The organism is Burkholderia sp. SRS-W-2-2016 (genome assembly GCF_001931485.1).
In the GTDB taxonomy this organism is placed as follows: Bacteria; Pseudomonadota; Gammaproteobacteria; order Burkholderiales; family Burkholderiaceae; genus Paraburkholderia.
This window is the reverse complement of sequence record NZ_MSDV01000021.1, coordinates 118,226-133,012: the sequence shown is the minus strand read 5'-3', so window position 1 is coordinate 133,012 and position 14,787 is coordinate 118,226. Positions and strand designations below refer to the sequence as shown.

Genomic DNA, 14,787 nt, shown 5'->3' with positions numbered 1-14,787 from the left:
GCGGCGGCGCGCTCGCGCCGCACCCACCTCATCTGATCAGCACGGCCCAACGACGGCCGGCGTCAAGCTTGCGCGCGGCGTTTCGCGCCGCGCGCCGCAGGAGGAGACAATGACTTCCGAACTCGAAACCCGGGTGTCCCGCAAGCTGATGCTGCGGATCATCCCGTTCGTGATGCTGCTGTATTTCGTGAGCTTTCTCGATCGCGTGAACGTCGGCTTTGCCGCGCTCACGATGAACAAGGCGATCGGTCTTTCGCCGACCGCGTTCGGACTGGGCGGCGGGCTGTTCTTCATCGGCTACTTTCTGTTCGAAGTGCCGTCGAACCTGATCCTGCACAAGGTCGGCGCGCGCCGCTGGATTGCGCGCGTGATGGTGTCGTGGGGGATCGTGTCGCTCGCGTCCGCGTTCGTGGTCGGGCCGAACAGCTTTTACGCGCTGCGCTTCATTCTCGGCGTCGCGGAAGCGGGCTTCTTTCCCGGCATCATCCTGTATCTGAGCCTGTGGTTTCCGACCCGTCAGCGCGCGGTCGCGGCCGCGTGGTTCATGGCCGCCGCGCCGATCTCGACCGCGATCGGCTCGCCGTTGTCCGGCGCGATCATGAAGCTGCCGCCGATCGCCGGCCTCGCCGACTGGCAGTTGCTGTACATCATCGAAGCGGTGCCGGCGATCGTGCTCGGCTTCTTCGTGCTCAAGTATCTGACCGACAAGCCCGCGCAAGCGCAGTGGCTGCAGCCGGACGAGCGCGAGTGGCTGATCGCGAAGCTCAGGAGCGAGGCCGATGCGCGCCAGGCGCATACCGGGCACACGGCCGGCGCGCTTAGTGCGTTGCGCGATCCGCGGGTGCTGGCGTTGGCGCTGATCTACTTCGGCACGTCGGCGGGGCTGTATACGCTCGGCTTGTGGGCGCCGTTGATCATTCGTCAGTATGGTTTCGGGTCGTTCGAAACGGGCTTGCTCGCCGGTGTGCCGAGCGTGCTCGCGGTGATCGCGATGGTGTTGTGGGCGAAGCACTCGGACCGTACCGAGGAACGCACGTGGCACGTGGTGATTCCGTGTGTATTGGCTTGCGTCGGTTTCCTGTTCGCCGGCAACGCAACGACCGCGTTGATGATCGTGCTGGCGCTGGTGATCGTGAATATCGGCATCAGCGCGGCGAAGGCGCCGTTGTGGGCGATGCCGAGCATGTTCCTGTCCGGAGCGGGCGCCGCTGCCGGGATCGCGATGATCAATTCGGTGGGTAACCTGGGCGGCTTCGTCGGACCGTTTGCGATCGGCTGGCTCAAGAACGTGACCGGCGGTTATGCGGCGGGGTTGTATGTGGTCGGTGCGACGTTGGCGGTGTCGGCGGTGGTGACGTTGATGCTGAGCCGGCAGACGCGGCGCGCGCCGGTGGGAGTGGAGGAGCGGCATGGGCATTGACGGTTGCCCGACCACGTGAAACGCGCAAACTGAAACACGCAACCTGAAAACACGAACCGGCCGCCGGATCATCACTCCGGCGGCCGGCGTCGTTTCACGCTGCAGCGCCTACCTGAACCCATGCACCGAAACCTTCTTGCCTTCGAAGCTTTCCTGCACCCCCTGCACGCAGTTCATCGAGCAGCTATAGCCGGGCGCCGACTGTGCAAACGGAACCGACGCCCGATACACCACCGACTCGATCTGCGTGCCGTCGTCGACGATCACGATGTTCAGATCGGTTTCGACATTGGCCGGCACCGAGCCCCCCGCCGTATAGACCACCGACATCGTGCCGGTGCAATCCGCATTCACCGTGTAAGTGCCGCTTTGAAACGGATTGAAGCCGGTATCGCCGCCTTTCGGCACGCCGTTGATACTGCCGAAATCGGTGCGGGTGAAGGTGCCTTTGCCGTCGAACGAAATGAGCGCGACGTCATCGAGAATCGACGGGGTGGTGAACGGATGCAGCATGTTGCTCGGATCGAGCAGGCCGAGAATTTCTCCGTGACCGATAAAGCCATACGCGCCATTGAGCGTGGCCGTCGAGCAGGTGCCGCCGCCGTCACCGCCGCGGCCACCGCCGGCTTGTACTGCGCCACTGAACGACAGCAGCACCACTGCGGCGGTCGCCGACAGGATGCCTAAATAACGGATGTTCATCATCATCTCCTTGTTGGCGACTCAGACGCGCGATCTGGCGGCGTGCAGCCGCAGCCCGGTTACAGGGCCTCGCGCCTGATTCGAATCCACGCAATGAAAGGGAAGGGCCGCGATGCCGGCGGGCATCGCCGCGTCGAAACACAGCGGGGAGAGGACGAGCGGCCAGCGGAGCGGCCGGCTGTTCCCGAAAGGCGCGGCGAGAGAACTCGCGGATGGGCCGAAGTAATGAGCGACGAAACGCTTTCACCCGGCCGGCGTATTGCGGCAGGGGTTCGCGGACGCGTACAGAAGAGGTGCGCGCAAGTCCGCGCGAGGGTGACTTCGTGAGTCGAGCCATGCCGCAAAGTCGCATGGCGAAAACCAGTGTAGGTCACGCGATTTGCCCGGACCTGATGAATATCGGACAAAAGCGCGCCACATTCAGATCGCGCGGCACGAAGTGTCGAGCGAGCGCCGCGGCGGCTTCGCGTGGAGCGTTGAAATACAACGGCCGCCGGTTTCACCCCGGCGGCCGTCGTTATACAAGCAATCGTGTGCGTGCGCGTATTGCGCTCACACCGGTCGTGCTCAGTTCTGCTTGACCCACACTCCGCCGCTGCTCGGCAGGTCGCCCTGGGTCCACCACTTCGCGCAGTACTTCGCGCTCTGGTACATCACGCACGAGCCGCCGGTGTAGGCCATCGTCGACGACCACGTCGGGGTCGCGCCGGCGGTCTGCTGCCACACCGCTGCCTGTCCCGGCACTTCGCCCTGGGTCCACCATTGCGCCTTGTACGTCGAGCCTTGATACGTGACGGTCATGCCGGCGGTATAGATCTGCGTCGCCGACCATGCCGCGCCGGACACCGGCGTGGTGGTGGTGCCGCCCGTCGCGCCGGTGCTGCCCGAGCCGGACGACCCGGAGCTCGCGCTGCCGCTCGAACCGCTGCTCGACGAACCGCTGCCGGACGAGCTGCTACCCGACGAACCGCTCGACGAGCTACCCGAGCTGCCCGAGCTGCCCGAGCTGCCCGAGCTGCCCGAGTTGCTGCCGCTGGAGCTGCTGCTCGAGCCGCCCGCGTACGACGCGTCCTTCGTCACGCCCTTACCCCAGTAGCCGTTGAGCTGTTCGAAGATCGTCGCGAACGCATACGGCGTCTGCACGATGCCCGAGCAATCCGACGCGGTGTACTTGCCGTTGTTCGGGCACGACTGGTCGCGGCCCACCGACCAGTTGCTCAGCAGACCGAAGCCGTCGCTGCGCGCGAGGTTCAGCAGCGTTTGCGCGTCGGCGAGCGTGAAGGTTTCGCCCTGCACGTCGTTCATGCCGATCATCGGCGTGACGCCGACCATCTGCCACAGCTGCGCGTCGGTCTTGGTCTGGCCGGCCGACTTGAACGCGGTGTCGAGCTGCGAATACAGCGAAGAAGCCGCCTGGGTGGCCGCGGTGCCCATCTCGATCGATGCGCTGCCGTAGTCCATCGCCATCACGTTGATCGCGTCGAACGTCACCTTGTTGGAGATCGCCGAGTTCAGAATGTCGATGCCGTCCTGAGTCAGGCCGGTCGGCATCACCGGCAGCGTCAGCGTCACGTGCAGCGTCGTGCCTTTCGCGGTTGCCGCGCTCTGCAACGCCTGCACCGCCTGGAAGTTGCGGGTGATCGCCGCGCTGTCTTCCTGCGACGCGCCTTCGATGTCGAAGTCGAGATGGGTCACCGAGTAGCTGTCGATCACGGTCTGATACGCGCTTTGCAGCGCGGACGCGGTCGAGCAGGCCTGCATCAGCGGCGTGCCGTTGGCGCCGCCGAACGAGATCGCCACTTCGCCGCCCTTGGCCCGGTAGTTCGTCAGCGAGGTCGACAGCGACGTGAGCAGGTCGGAGCTATAGGCCGAGCCGATGTTCTGCACGCCGCCCCACGACGGCACGCACTGCTTGCTGCCGGCGGCGACCACGAAGGCCATCGTGAACTGCTGGATGCCGTTCTGCACGCCGATCACGTCGAGCTGTGGAGTCGGCCAGGCCGTCATGTCCGCATAGGGCGCGTAGACGCCGGTCGCGCAGGCGCTGGTGAGCGCGCTCAGATACAAGGCCGATGCGGCCAGAACCCTCGATGTTTTTCCCTTCATTTTTCTCTCTCCGTTTTAATAGATGCGCAAAAGCTTTCGCAGCAATGCATCCGCTGACGACCCGCGTTTGAATGCGCGCCGTATTATCGGCAAACGTTTGCGAGCCCGGAAAGTCGATTGAGCATAATCGGGGGCGGACCAGGGTTTTCCTTATCTCAAAAATAACGAAAGCTATGCCCGGTGAATGAACCGGGCATAGCGGCAAGGATTTCAGTGCGATCGGAGCGGTTGATCGACAGCGTTTACTGCGACGCGCGCCCAGCCTGCGCGACAGTCGGCTGATGACGGTAGCGCGCGAAATACATCACGCTCAGCACGATCAGGAACGGCACGCCGAACAGCAGCGTCATGTGAAACTCGGGAGTGAAGTACGTCGTCACCATGATCGCGAGCATCAGGCCGGCGCCGAGCAGTGTCCCCAGCGGAAAGCCCGGCATGCGGAAATTGCTCGCGGGCGCGCCGCTCGCCGCGCGGCGGCGGCGGAAGAAGTAGTGCGTGACGAAGATCATCATCCACGTGAACATCGCCCCGAACATCGCGATCGCCATCATGATCGTGAACGACGCGTTCGGATACAGCACGCTGACCACCGTCGCGATCGCGATACCCGCGGTCGACAGCAGCAGCGCGCTGAACGGCACACCGCGTCGATTGAGTTCGCCGAGGCGGCGCGGCGCATGGCCGGCGCGCGCGAGACTGAACATCATCCGGGTGGTGATGTACAACTGGCTGTTCATCGCCGACAGCGCCGCCACCAGCACGACGAAGTTGATCACGCCGGCCGCGCCCGGCAGATGCACCGCGACCATCATCTTCACGAACGGGCTTTCGTCGTGACCGGCCTCGGTCCACGGCACGATCGCCAGCATCAGCGCCATCGTGCCCAGATAGAACAGCACCAGCCGCACGATCGTCGAACGGAACGCACGGGTGACCGCGCGCTCGGGGTCTTCCGCTTCGCCCGCGGCGACCGCGATCATTTCGATGCTCAGGTAGCTGAAGATCGACACGATCACCGCGACCCACATCCCCCACAGCCCTTTCGGAAAGAAGCCGCCGTGATCGACGTAATGATGAAAGCCCGCGACCGTCGCGCCGGCATCGGCGGTCGGAACCGCGGACAGCGACGGATTGACGAACACCACGTACGAGCCGATCACGAGGAACGCGACGATCGCGGTGATCTTGATCACCGAGAACCAGTACTCGACCGAACCGAACACATCGACGCTCAGCGCATTGACGAGCACCAGCACCGCCGAGAAGCCGATGATCCACATCCATCCCGGCACCGCCGGAAACCAGAACTTCATATAAAGCGCGATCGCGGTCACTTCGGTGCCGACCGCGAGCACGATGCACGCCCAGTACGAATAGCGCACCAGAAAGCCGGCCCACGGGCTCACGTAGTGTTCGGCATACGCGCCGAACGACCCCGAGGTCGGATGCGCGACGGTCATCTCCGCCAGGCACCCCATCAGCAGCAACGAGATCAGCGCGCCGATTCCGTAGCTGATCAGCACGCTCGGTCCGGCGAAGCTGATCGCGAAGCCGCTGCCGAGAAACAGGCCCGTGCCGATCGCACCGCCGATCGCGATCATCGACATCTGGCGCGCCGTCAATGTGCGGCGTAGGCCGGCTTCACGCGCGGCGATTTGCTGAAATTGTCCTTCGGAACTCATCGAATATCTCCTCCAAGCTTTTCTGATGCTGGATGCGTCTTGCTTGCTGCGAAACGCGGGCCGATGTTTTAACACCGACCAGCACGCCGGTGTAGCGCTTGCCGCTGTTGCCGGCGATCGCGTTGACGTCGCGCATCGAGTCCGCTTTTGATACCCGGCTAGCGAGCCAGGGTTACGGCGAGGTGGCTGCGCGGTACGGCTGCATTTCGACGTCTGTGGCGGCATGTTATCGACGTCAAATTGAAATGTGCTTCGGATATCGTGCTTGACACGAATCGATCATGGTAGAGTCTGCGAATCCGTATCCTGAAAACGGCAGAATCTTCATCATGAATCTCGATCGCACGGATTTGCGCATCCTCCGCCAGTTGGAAAACGACGGGCGCATCAGTAATCAGGACCTCGCGAATGCGGTCGCGCTGTCGCCGTCCGCGTGTCTGCGGCGCGTGAAGCTGCTCGAGGAAGAGGGGTACATCGAGGGCTACCGGTGCGTGATTTCGCCCAGGCGCATCGGCGTGGAGTTCGAGGCGCTGGTGCACGTGTCGATGCGCCCGGACGTCGAGGAATGGCACGACAAGTTCGTCAACGCGTTGCAGGCGTGGCCGGAGGTGGTGTCGGCGCAGGTCGTCACGGGCGCGTCGAACTATGTGCTGACGGTGCGCGCGCGCAGTCTCGATCACTTCTCCGACTTCGTGATGAACCGGCTGCATCGCACGGCGGGCGTGATGTCGATCAATTCGAGCATCGTGCTCGCGACTCTCAAGCGCGACGGCTCGGTGCTGGATCTCGCGAACAAGCCCGCCTAGCGCCGCGCCGCGCGCCGCGCGTCAACCTTTCCCGACAGTTCTCGCCCTATGTTCACCTACACCGGCGGTGTCGTTCTCTTTGCCGCGTTGCTGCACGCGAGCTGGAATGCGCTGTTGCACGGCAACCGCGACCGCTTTCTGTCGATGACGTGGATGAGCGTCGCGATCGCGGCGCTGTCCACCGTCATCGTGATGCGTCTGCCGTTGCCTCCCGCCGCCGCGTGGCCGTACATCGTTGCGTCGGGGCTCGTGCATATCGTCTACAACGTGAGTCTCGTGCGCGCGTATCAGCGCAGCGACCTCGGCCAGGCGTATCCGATCGCGCGCGGTTCGTCGCCGCTGCTGGTCACGCTCGGCGCCGCGCTGTTCGCGCACGAGCCGATCGGCGCGTTGCATGCGCTCGGTATCGTGATGGTGTCGGGCGGGATCATCGCGCTGGCGTGGCAGAAAGGCCGAATCTCGCCCGCGGTGGGGATGGCGGCCCTGGTCACCGGCGCGACGATCGCCGTCTATACGGTGATCGATGGGATCGGCGTGCGGCTGTCCGGCGGCGCGGCGCTCACCTATACCGCGTGGATGTTCCTGTTCTACTGGCTGATGCCGGTGCTGTTCATCGCGAAACGCGGCGTCGCGGCGTTCTGGACGCCGCTGCGCGAAACGCCGCTGGCGATAGGGACATCGCTCGCCGGCGGCCTCGTGTCGTACGCCGCATACGGGATCGTGATCTGGGCGTTGCAGGCGGGCGCGATGGGCTCGGTGTCGGCGTTGCGCGAGACGAGCGTGGTGTTCGCGGTGCTGATCGGGCGGATGTTTCTCGGCGAAACGGTCAGCGCGAGGCGCTGGCTCGCGTGCGTGGTGATCGCGAGCGGCGCGGTTTGTCTCGGGTTATGAGCGCGGCGCGTCGAACGAGCGGCCGCGCGGCGACGCTTCAATCGCCTGGCAGTCGATAAGCAAACTCGTACGAATGCGCGCCGTTCACGATCTCGATTCCGAATTCGCCCTCGATCCCGGTCAGCTCGCCGGTGCCCGAATCCGGCACGACCGTCACGGCCAGCGAAGACGCGCCGCGCTTCATCGTGCCGCTATGCTGCAAAACGAAGCTGCCTTGCTTGCCCGCGAGCGTGCCGCTCACCTGTTCGATCGCGACGTAGCCGGCCGAGCCTTTCACGTCGGTCATCGCGCTCAGCATTTGCCCCTGGGTGGTCGCGACGAGGTCGCCGGAAATCTGCTTGTCGATCGACATGCGGCCGAGTTTCGCTTCGTCTTCCGCGTTGTCGAACGGCAGCGGTTGCATCGAAACGATGAAGGTGCCTTTAGCGATGCGAGTCATCTGAAATCCCTCCTGGCGTAAATGGAGCGCGAGCGAAGCGGTAGCGCGGGCGTGACTTGCAAACGTAGCACACGCGGCTGTCAGGAAGCCGCATTCGCGGCGTCGCCGCCGGTGCCGAACGCGTCCGCGAATTCGCGCCTGAGCCACGCGAGGGCTGGGTCCTGATCGTGCGCGGCGGCCCACATTGCCGACACTTCATAGCCCGGTACGTCGAACGGCAGCGGACTCATCGCGAGACCGAGCGTATCGCGCCACACGCGGCCGATGAAATCCGGCATCGTCGCGATCGCCGCCGTGCGTTGCACGATGAACGGACTGGTCGCGAAGTTCGAACTGGAAAACACCACCTCGCGTTGCAGACCCTGCATTTCCAGCCGTTCGTCGATGAAGCCATGCAGCCCCGCGCTGAACGACGTGAGGATATGGCGATGGCGCAGAAACTCTTCCATCGATAGCTGCTTGCGCCGCGTTTTCACGAGGCGCGGGTTGTACACGCTGACGAAGCGCCACGCGAACAGCGGCAGCCGCCGCTGCCACGGCACGCACTCGCGGAATACGCCGAGCGCGAGTTCGATCGTGCCGTCGTCGAGCATCGCGGCGGCGCGGGTCGAATCGGTGGTGCGGGCGATCAGTTTCACGCCGGGCGCGCGCTCGGCCAGCCGCGCCATGATCTCCGGCATCAACAGGACTTCCAACGAATCGCTCAGGCCGATGCGGAACACACGCTGCGCGTGCGCGGGCTCGAACACGGCCGGCTGCGTGAGCGCCTGATGCAGCGATTGCAGGAACGGCTCGATCTGCCGCGCGAGTTCGAGCGCGCGCGGCGTCGGCGTCATCCCTTGCGGAGTGCGAACGAACAGTTCGTCGCCGAAGGTCTCGCGCAGCCGCTTGAGCGCGCCGCTCATCGCCGGCTGGCCGAGAAACAGCCGCTGCGCGGCGCGCGTGACGCTGCGCTCGGCCATCAATGCGCGGAAGGCCAGCAGCAGGTTCAGGTCGAAACGGCGGAAATCATTTTCAATGATGTTGGCCATGATCCCAAACGATTTGAATGATGGGCGTGCTGCGCGCATTCTACTGCCACGGGTCGTTCCGTTTTCTCTTACAGGAGCAGGGACATGGACTGGCAGGATCAGAAGGTCGTGGTGTTGGGCGGTTCGTCGGGAATCGGTCTCGCGACGGTGACGCGGCTCGCGGCGGCCGGCGCGAGCGTTGTCGCGGTCGGGCGCGATCGCGCGAAGCTGGATCGCGCAATCAGTGGGCTTGGCCCCAACGGCGCGCGGGTGAGCGGCGCGGCGCTCGACTGCAGCGATCGCAGCGCGCTCGAACGCTTCTTCGGCGAGCAGGGGCGGATCGATCATCTGGTGCTGACGCTATCGGGCGGCGAGGGCGCCGGCCGCTTTGCCGAGCTGGATCTGGCCGCGTTGCGGCGCGGTTTCGAAGCGAAGTTCTGGCCGCAACTCGAAGCCGCGCAGACCGCTTTACCGACACTGCGTAGCGACGGCAGCCTGACGTTTCTGACCGCGATTTCGGCGCGCATCGCGAATCCGGGCACGGCCGGGCTGGGCGCGATCAATGGCGCGCTGGAGAGCATGATCGGCACGCTCGCGCGCGAGCTGGCGCCGCTGCGGGTCAATGCGGTGTCGCCGGGCGTCGTCGATACGCCGTGGTGGGACAGGTTTCCGGCCGGCGTGAAGGACGAGCTGTTTAGTCAGCAGCGCGAAACGTTACCGGTGCGCCGCGTCGGCCAGGCCGACGACGTCGCGCATGCGCTGCAGTTTCTGTTGGAGAACCCGTTTATGACGGGCGCGGTGATCGAGTGCGATGGCGGCTTGCGGTTGTTGTAGCAGCGCGGCCGCCGTGCCCGCTTACGCCGCTCATTGACATCGCTCACGCCGCCTCGCGGGCCACCGCCACCGCAGCGGCCGGCTGCGCCTGCGCAAGATGGCGCAGCAGCTTCGTCACCATCAGCACGACGACGAACGCCAGCGCCACGAAAAACAGCGCGAGCGGCGTGAGGATCTGCACCGACACGAAGCCGGCGAGACTCATCATCGCCGACGACACCAGCAGCAGCGCGCAGCCGAGAATCGCGCTGGTCAGCCCGGCGATGTGCGGGAACAGCGAATTGCCCTTGGCCATCAGCGTCGGATACATCGCGCCCGCGCAGAAGCCCATCACCAGCACCGGCGTTGCGAGCGTCCACACGCGCAGGCCGACCGTCAGCGACAGCACCAGCATCGCGACCGCCGCGGCCGCCATCAGCCGCGAGCCGATCAGCAGGCGCTGTTCGGCGCTCGGCAGACGCGGGCCGTGCAGACGGTTCGACAGGCCGCCGAGGAAATACATCATGCCGATGCCGAGCGCGAGATAACCGAAGAAAGTCGGCGGCTTGTGCAGCGTGGTCTGCACCATGAACGGCCCGACGATGTTGAACACCAGCAGGATGCTGTAGCACAGCCCCTGCGCGAGGAAGCAGCTTTGGAACACCGGGCTCGACAGCACCTTGCGCGCGTTCGCGATCAGCGTGCGCGGTTCGAGATGCACGGGCTTCGGCAAGGTCTCGCGATAACGCCACAACAGCGCCCACATCACCAGCGAATAGAGCAGCAGGAACACCAGACACGCGCGCCAGCCGAACGCGGTCTGCAGATGCGCGCCGATCACCGGCGCGAGAATCGGCGCGAGCCCCCACGCGATCGACATATAGGTGAACGCGTGGAGCAGCGCGGTGCCGGCGAACGAGTCGGTGATGATCGCCTTCGCGAGCAGGTTGGTGGTCGCGATGCCGAAGCCCTGCAACGCGCGCGCGAGCAGGAAGGTTTCCAGATTCGGCGCGGCCAGCGACAGCAGGCAGCCGACCGTATAGATCGACAGCCCGAGCGCGAGCACGCGCTTGCGGCCGTACGCATCGGCGATCGGGCCGAAGATCAGCTGGCCGAACGCGTAGGCGGCCATGTAGCCGGTGACGCTGGTCTGGATTGCCTGCGGCGAGGTCGCGAAGTCGCGTGCCATCGCGGGCAGCGCGGGCACGTAGATGTCGATCGCGAGCTGGCCGGCGGACGCGAACAGGCAGATCAGGAACAGCAGGAAGCGCGGCGAGTTTGGAGCGGAGGCGTCGGAAGCGGGCGGGTGGTCGGCGGTAGCGTGGGTCATGGGTGCATCTGAACGGAATTTCGGCGGCAGTGCGGCAGCGGCGTGTTCGGAGTGCGAACGGAGCGCGCGAACAAAGAACGACATTATCGCCGGGATCGTGTCCGCGAGTTGGCGGCGAGTGGGATTTTCCCTGGTGGCGCAATGGCTTGGGACGGCCAGGGCCGTGCAATAATCGCCGCACCCATGTGACTGGCGCATACGGATAGAGCACTATCGGGGAGCATGGGGTCGCTAGCCGCCGCGCGCCTGGGCATTACCTACTTTCTCTGGAGATGGGTTATGCCTGATTTCGCGCATTTGCTGATGTTCGCCCTCGTGGCCCTCGGGATGGTGCTGACGCCCGGGCCGAACATGATCTACCTGATTTCCCGCTCGATCTGCCAGGGCAGGCGCGCCGGCCTGATTTCGTTGGGCGGCGTGGCGCTGGGCTTCGTGTTCTACATGCTCTGCGCGGCATTCGGGATTACCGCGTTCATCTTTGCGGTTCCGTACGCTTACGACGCGCTGCGCTTCGGCGGCGCTTTATACCTTCTCTATCTGGCGTGGCAGGCCGTCAAACCGGGCGGCCGCTCGGCGTTCACGGTGCGCGATTTGCCGGTCGATACGCCGCGCAAGCTGTTCAGCATGGGCTTCATCACCAATCTGGCGAATCCGAAAATCGCGATCATGTATCTGTCTTTGCTGCCGCAATTCATCGTGCCGGGGCATGGCAGTGTGCTTACGCAATCGCTGGCGCTCGGCAGCGTGCAGATTACGATCAGCCTCGCCGTGAATGCGTTGATCGCCGTGATGGCCGGATCGATCTCGACCTTTCTCGCCGGACGTCCGCTGTGGTTGCTGGTGCAGCGCTGGCTGATGGGCGGCGTGCTGACGGGCCTCGCGGTGCGGATGGCCTACGAATCGCGCAAGTGACGGCTTCATTTCGCGCACGTCTGCATCGACTGCAACAACACGGTCTGAGTGAAGGGGTCCTGAAAGAAAGCTCCGTCGAGGTTGACAGACTGCTCGTTTGCGGAGTGGGTGCCCGTGCATTCTTTGTCCGGGACAACCGCGTGAGACGCGTTCCAGAGCAGTGCGCCGACTATCGCAGAGAGCAATACCGCGGCCACCGCGAAGCCGGTCAGCCACAAGCGGGCTTCGGTGTTCATTGTGGTGTTCTCGTGCGAAACCGGTGAAGCTTCGCCGCTGCGCGTAGACGATGAATTCATATCGATGGCCCGAATAGTCCGCATTAAAAGAAAACCGGCGCCACCATCTTCCATCCACGCGTAAGATCGGAAAAGTTGAGTTTACTGACTGCCAGATTCAGTTTTTCTGACCGATGGAATTCCGATGAGAGAAATCAGCCTCGATCGCTTGCGCACGCTGGTCATGATCGCCGACCTCGGTTCTTTCGCCGAGGCCGCTCGCGTGCTGCACCTCGCACCGCCGACGGTGAGTCTGCATATCGCGGAGCTGGAAAGTCGTGTCGGCGCGCCGTTGCTGTCGCGCAAACGCGGCCAGGTGCGGCCGTCGGCAATCGGCGAGACGCTGATCGCGCATGCGCGGCAGTTGCTGAGCGATGCCGAGCATGCGTTCGACGACGTGCGCCGGCAGGCGGAAGGCCTGGGCGGGCGGGTTCGGCTCGGCGCGTCCACCAGCGCGATTGCGAATCTGTTGCCGCAAGCGTTGGAGCGACTCGCGAGCGAGCATCCCGGTATCGATGTGCAGATCGCGGTGCTGACTTCCGCGCAGACGCTTGCCAGGCTGGCGGACGAATCGCTCGACGTCGGCATCGTCGCGCTGCCTCAGCCGCCGGTCAAAGGACTGTCGATCGAACGCTGGCGGCGCGATCCGGTCGTCGCGCTGATGCCGGCGCAGTGGCGGTGTCCGGCGCGCATCACGCCGCAATGGCTGGCGGCAAAACCGCTGATTCTCAACGACGCAGGCACCCGGCTGTCGCGCCTGACGACCGAATGGTTCAGCGCCGCCGGCCAGCACCCGAGCCCGCGCATCCAGCTCAATTTCGCGGACGCGATCAGAAGCCTCGTCGCGGCGGGATATGGCGCCGCGTTACTGCCGCAGGAAAGCGGGCGTTCGCTGCCGGCGGACGAGCGCGTCGTTACGCGGCCGCTACGGCCGGCGTTGTGGCGGCAACTGGGGCTCGCCTCTCGCGCGGGCAGCGACGAGCCCGCCACCCGGCATGTGCTCGACGTTTTGCGAAGTCTGCGCGAGGGCTGACGGCGGCGGGCGCAAAGGCCGCGCGCGAAGCCCGTGCGTGAAGCCCGCGCGCGAAAGGCCGCTGCATTCAGCCCAACTGACAGAACCGCAGCCGGTTGCCGAACGGATCGGCGATCTGCATCTGCCGTCCCCAGCCGACTTCCTCGACGCCGGGCCGCGCATAGCGGTACGTCTTGCCGAGCAACTCGCGATGCAGTGCGTCGATATCGTCGACCGGCACGAACACGGTCGAACCCGGCGTGCTGTCGCCGTGATGCTCGCTCAGATGGAGCACGACGCTGCCGCGTTTGATCTGCGCATAGAGCGGCAGATCGTCGGCGAAGCGATGCTCCCATTCGAGCGTGAAGCCCAGATAGTCGACATAGAACTCGTAGGCCTTCTCGACCGAGAAGATGCGCAGGATTGGAATGGCGTCTTGGAGAGTCATCGTTTGGCAGTCCCGAGGTGGTGGCCGGAGCGTTGGATGGTGGGCGAGTCGCTGTCGAGCCTTTCAGACCGGTTTCGCCGCACGCCGCCGACGCGCGCCGGAACGGCCCTTGCGGGGGGAAACTGCGCGGCAACGGCGACAGCGCCGATAATAGACCCGCTCGTTAAGCGCTTCCAGGAATAAAACCGCACGTTCGCGCGTTAGCCATCGGACGGATGTCGCGCGGCGCGGTTGCCAGCCACGTTCGCGGACCGCGCTTCACGCAAGCGGATTTCTCAAGCAGCACGATTTCAACCAGCTTTCGCAGACCTGAGCGTCTGTGCGAACGGAACCACCATGAACACCGAAGCGGACACTCTCGCCGGATCGACCAATGCAGTTTCGCCGCCGCGCTACACGCGCATCGCGATCGTGCTGCACTGGCTGATCGCGCTGCTGATCATCGCCAACGTCGTGCTCGGTCTGAGCGCCGAGTCGCTGCCCGACGACTGGGTGCGTCCGGTGATCGATACGCACAAGTCGATCGGCATCACCGTGCTCGGACTCGCGCTGCTGCGGATTCTGTGGCGCGTGTCGCATCGGCCGCCGCCGTTGCCGCGCGAGTTTCCGGCGTGGGAGAAGGGCGCCGCGCATCTCGCGCACTTCGCTTTGTATCTGCTGATGATCGGCCTGCCGCTGTCCGGCTGGCTGCACGATTCGGCGTGGAAAGACGCGGCAACTCATCCGATGCAATTGTTCGGCCTGTTCGAGTGGCCGCGCATCGGCTATGTGATGCACCTCGAGCCGGCGCTGCGCGAGAGCTTGCACGACCGCTTCGGCGCGCTGCATACGTGGCTCGGCTACGCGCTGTATGCGTTGCTGGCGATGCATATCGGCGGCGCGCTGAAGCATGAGTGGATCGACCGTAAGTCGGTATTGAAACGCATGGCGCCGTGAAGCGC

At 64.8% G+C, this 14,787-nt stretch carries 16 protein-coding genes and 1 riboswitch; of the genes, 7 read left to right on the top strand and 9 right to left on the bottom strand.

The window, feature by feature from the left end; genetic code table 11:
* Positions 1–109: 109 nt before the first annotated feature.
* Positions 110–1,420: an MFS transporter gene (locus BTH42_RS09670; RefSeq protein WP_075298346.1), complete on the top strand. Its 1,311-nt coding sequence runs from the start codon at positions 110–112 to the stop codon at positions 1,418–1,420.
* A 108-nt stretch (positions 1,421–1,528) separates the two neighbouring features.
* Here BTH42_RS09670 and BTH42_RS09665 read toward each other — a convergent pair whose 3' ends face one another.
* The 4 genes from BTH42_RS09665 to BTH42_RS35395 form a co-directional block, all read right to left on the bottom strand.
* Positions 1,529–2,122, bottom strand: a complete 594-nt coding sequence (locus BTH42_RS09665) for a hypothetical protein (protein ID WP_075298669.1) — start codon at positions 2,120–2,122, stop codon at positions 1,529–1,531.
* 567 nt (positions 2,123–2,689) lie between these two features.
* Positions 2,690–4,228, bottom strand: a complete 1,539-nt coding sequence (locus BTH42_RS09660; protein WP_075298343.1) for a chitinase — start codon at positions 4,226–4,228, stop codon at positions 2,690–2,692.
* Between the two features lie 242 nt (positions 4,229–4,470).
* Positions 4,471–5,910, bottom strand: a complete 1,440-nt coding sequence (locus tag BTH42_RS09655) for an amino acid permease (protein WP_075298340.1) — start codon at positions 5,908–5,910, stop codon at positions 4,471–4,473.
* Complete coding sequence (locus tag BTH42_RS35395; protein ID WP_178392142.1) at positions 5,870–6,046, bottom strand: hypothetical protein; 177 nt, start codon at positions 6,044–6,046, stop codon at positions 5,870–5,872. Before BTH42_RS35395 ends, BTH42_RS09655 begins: the two co-directional genes overlap by 41 nt.
* Positions 6,047–6,239: 193 nt before the next feature.
* On the opposite strand from BTH42_RS35395, the gene BTH42_RS09650 reads away from it, so the two are divergent.
* Together BTH42_RS09650 and BTH42_RS09645 are read left to right on the top strand one after the other, a co-directional pair.
* Entirely contained in the window at positions 6,240–6,716 is a 477-nt protein-coding gene (locus tag BTH42_RS09650) for an Lrp/AsnC family transcriptional regulator (protein ID WP_075298666.1), read from the top strand.
* A gap of 48 nt (positions 6,717–6,764) precedes the next feature.
* Positions 6,765–7,607 (top strand): DMT family transporter, encoded by an 843-nt coding sequence (locus BTH42_RS09645; RefSeq protein WP_075298338.1) that lies wholly within the window; start codon positions 6,765–6,767, stop codon positions 7,605–7,607.
* A gap of 37 nt (positions 7,608–7,644) precedes the next feature.
* Here BTH42_RS09645 and BTH42_RS09640 read toward each other — a convergent pair whose 3' ends face one another.
* Positions 7,645–8,046 carry a DUF3224 domain-containing protein gene (locus tag BTH42_RS09640; RefSeq protein ID WP_075298335.1) on the bottom strand — a complete coding sequence of 134 codons (402 nt, stop codon included), beginning with the start codon at positions 8,044–8,046 and terminating at the stop codon, positions 7,645–7,647.
* Positions 8,047–8,126: 80 nt separating this feature from the next.
* A complete protein-coding gene (locus BTH42_RS09635) occupies positions 8,127–9,077 on the bottom strand; it encodes a LysR family transcriptional regulator (RefSeq protein WP_075298333.1) in 951 nt (316 codons plus the stop codon).
* Positions 9,078–9,161: 84 nt separating this feature from the next.
* On the opposite strand from BTH42_RS09635, the gene BTH42_RS09630 reads away from it, so the two are divergent.
* Entirely contained in the window at positions 9,162–9,890 is a 729-nt protein-coding gene (locus BTH42_RS09630) for an SDR family oxidoreductase (protein ID WP_075298330.1), read from the top strand.
* A 43-nt stretch (positions 9,891–9,933) separates the two neighbouring features.
* Here the strand turns inward: BTH42_RS09630 and BTH42_RS09625 are convergent, their stop codons facing one another.
* Positions 9,934–11,199, bottom strand: a complete 1,266-nt coding sequence (locus BTH42_RS09625; RefSeq protein WP_075298664.1) for a multidrug effflux MFS transporter — start codon at positions 11,197–11,199, stop codon at positions 9,934–9,936.
* A 175-nt stretch (positions 11,200–11,374) separates the two neighbouring features.
* Positions 11,375–11,458: riboswitch (ZMP/ZTP riboswitch) on the top strand.
* 20 nt (positions 11,459–11,478) lie between these two features.
* On the opposite strand from BTH42_RS09625, the gene BTH42_RS09620 reads away from it, so the two are divergent.
* Complete coding sequence (locus BTH42_RS09620) at positions 11,479–12,111, top strand: LysE family translocator (protein WP_075298327.1); 633 nt, start codon at positions 11,479–11,481, stop codon at positions 12,109–12,111.
* A 5-nt stretch (positions 12,112–12,116) separates the two neighbouring features.
* Here the strand turns inward: BTH42_RS09620 and BTH42_RS09615 are convergent, their stop codons facing one another.
* Positions 12,117–12,347 (bottom strand): hypothetical protein, encoded by a 231-nt coding sequence (locus BTH42_RS09615; RefSeq protein WP_075298325.1) that lies wholly within the window; start codon positions 12,345–12,347, stop codon positions 12,117–12,119.
* Positions 12,348–12,531: 184 nt separating this feature from the next.
* Between BTH42_RS09615 and BTH42_RS09610 the strand changes: the two genes are divergently transcribed.
* Complete coding sequence (locus BTH42_RS09610; RefSeq protein ID WP_075298322.1) at positions 12,532–13,419, top strand: LysR family transcriptional regulator; 888 nt, start codon at positions 12,532–12,534, stop codon at positions 13,417–13,419.
* Positions 13,420–13,486: 67 nt separating this feature from the next.
* Here the strand turns inward: BTH42_RS09610 and BTH42_RS09605 are convergent, their stop codons facing one another.
* Positions 13,487–13,846, bottom strand: coding sequence for a glyoxalase superfamily protein (locus tag BTH42_RS09605; protein WP_075298319.1), 360 nt, complete (start codon positions 13,844–13,846; stop codon positions 13,487–13,489).
* A 336-nt stretch (positions 13,847–14,182) separates the two neighbouring features.
* On the opposite strand from BTH42_RS09605, the gene BTH42_RS09600 reads away from it, so the two are divergent.
* Positions 14,183–14,782, top strand: a complete 600-nt coding sequence (locus tag BTH42_RS09600; RefSeq protein ID WP_075298316.1) for a cytochrome b — start codon at positions 14,183–14,185, stop codon at positions 14,780–14,782.
* Positions 14,783–14,787: the final 5 nt, after the last annotated feature.

Excerpts from the sequence above, each read along its gene's own strand:
- BTH42_RS09635 (WP_075298333.1), bottom strand. The coding sequence starts at position 9,077 with ATGGCCAACATCATTGAAAATGATTTCCGCCGTTTCGACCTGAACCTG.
- BTH42_RS09670 (WP_075298346.1), top strand. The coding sequence starts at position 110 with ATGACTTCCGAACTCGAAACCCGGGTGTCCCGCAAGCTGATGCTGCGG.
- BTH42_RS09600 (WP_075298316.1), top strand. The coding sequence starts at position 14,183 with ATGAACACCGAAGCGGACACTCTCGCCGGATCGACCAATGCAGTTTCG.
- BTH42_RS09615 (WP_075298325.1), bottom strand. The coding sequence starts at position 12,347 with ATGAACACCGAAGCCCGCTTGTGGCTGACCGGCTTCGCGGTGGCCGCG.
- BTH42_RS09645 (WP_075298338.1), top strand. The coding sequence starts at position 6,765 with ATGTTCACCTACACCGGCGGTGTCGTTCTCTTTGCCGCGTTGCTGCAC.
- BTH42_RS09630 (WP_075298330.1), top strand. The coding sequence starts at position 9,162 with ATGGACTGGCAGGATCAGAAGGTCGTGGTGTTGGGCGGTTCGTCGGGA.
- BTH42_RS09650 (WP_075298666.1), top strand. The coding sequence starts at position 6,240 with ATGAATCTCGATCGCACGGATTTGCGCATCCTCCGCCAGTTGGAAAAC.
- BTH42_RS09640 (WP_075298335.1), bottom strand. The coding sequence starts at position 8,046 with ATGACTCGCATCGCTAAAGGCACCTTCATCGTTTCGATGCAACCGCTG.
- BTH42_RS09605 (WP_075298319.1), bottom strand. The coding sequence starts at position 13,846 with ATGACTCTCCAAGACGCCATTCCAATCCTGCGCATCTTCTCGGTCGAG.
- BTH42_RS35395 (WP_178392142.1), bottom strand. The coding sequence starts at position 6,046 with ATGCGCGACGTCAACGCGATCGCCGGCAACAGCGGCAAGCGCTACACC.
- BTH42_RS09625 (WP_075298664.1), bottom strand. The coding sequence starts at position 11,199 with ATGACCCACGCTACCGCCGACCACCCGCCCGCTTCCGACGCCTCCGCT.
- BTH42_RS09665 (WP_075298669.1), bottom strand. The coding sequence starts at position 2,122 with ATGAACATCCGTTATTTAGGCATCCTGTCGGCGACCGCCGCAGTGGTG.
- BTH42_RS09610 (WP_075298322.1), top strand. The coding sequence starts at position 12,532 with ATGAGAGAAATCAGCCTCGATCGCTTGCGCACGCTGGTCATGATCGCC.
- BTH42_RS09620 (WP_075298327.1), top strand. The coding sequence starts at position 11,479 with ATGCCTGATTTCGCGCATTTGCTGATGTTCGCCCTCGTGGCCCTCGGG.
- BTH42_RS09655 (WP_075298340.1), bottom strand. The coding sequence starts at position 5,910 with ATGAGTTCCGAAGGACAATTTCAGCAAATCGCCGCGCGTGAAGCCGGC.
- BTH42_RS09660 (WP_075298343.1), bottom strand. The coding sequence starts at position 4,228 with ATGAAGGGAAAAACATCGAGGGTTCTGGCCGCATCGGCCTTGTATCTG.